We start from the raw sequence: 940 nt of genomic DNA, 5'->3' as shown, positions 1-940 counted from the left end.
GCCAATGGGTAACGGCGTGGTTCAGGAATATACCTGGAACCGAGCAGTTGGCGAGGCCAGAAGGATGGCTAGCTATATTAAATCTTTAGATTTACCACCAAAAAGTCGAATCGGTATTCTTTCGAAGAACTGTGCGCATTGGATCATGAGTGATCTGGCGATCTGGATGGCGGGTCATATATGTGTACCTCTTTACCCTACGCTAAATGCTGAAACGGTTAAGTATATCCTTGAGCACAGTGAAACGCAGTTGTTATTTGTTGGTAAACTGGACGACTGGGAAATGATGAAACCTGGTGTGCCAGATGATTTACCTTGTGTTTCTTATCCTCTAAGTCCAAAAACAGATTACCCAAGCTGGGATAACCTGGTTGCTGAGCATGCTCCGATACAAGAAGATACTGTTCGGGATGCTGACGAGTTAGCGACGATTGTTTATACATCGGGTTCAACCGGCAAGCCAAAAGGCGTTATGTTGTCATTTGAGGCCTTAGGTATTGCAGCAAGCGGTGTTGCACAAGCTTTGGATATAAAGCCTACTGATAGAATGTTATCTTACTTGCCACTGGCGCACGTGTTTGAACGTTTTGCGGTTGAGCAGTCCTCTATCCATATAGGTGCTCAGTTATTTTTTGCTGATGCTTTGGATACCTTCCTGGACGACTTGCGTCGTGCTAAACCAACGGTCTTTATTTCTGTTCCACGCCTGTGGTCCAAGTTCCAACTAGGTATCTTTAAGAAGATGCCTCCTAAGAAACTAAATCGTTTGCTTAAGATTCCAATTGTGTCTGGTTTGGTCAAGAAGAAAGTATTGACTGCTCTGGGCTTGGAATACTGCCGTTTTGCTGGAAGTGGTTCGGCGCCGTTATCAGGTGATATCATTAATTGGTATCGTAACCTGGGTCTGGAATTGCTAGAAGGTTACGGTATGTCTGAGAAT

The 940-nt window shown here is 44.6% G+C and carries 1 protein-coding gene; it reads left to right on the top strand.

All coding sequences use genetic code 11. From position 1 onward, the window contains the following. Positions 1 to 4 precede the first annotated feature (4 nt). Positions 5 to 940 (top strand): AMP-binding protein (locus A3763_RS02235; RefSeq protein ID WP_156494835.1); only part of this gene is annotated, 936 nt, incomplete at its 3' end.

The organism is Oleiphilus sp. HI0128 (genome assembly GCF_001635365.1).
This window is presented reverse-complemented; position numbering and strand designations above follow the sequence as displayed.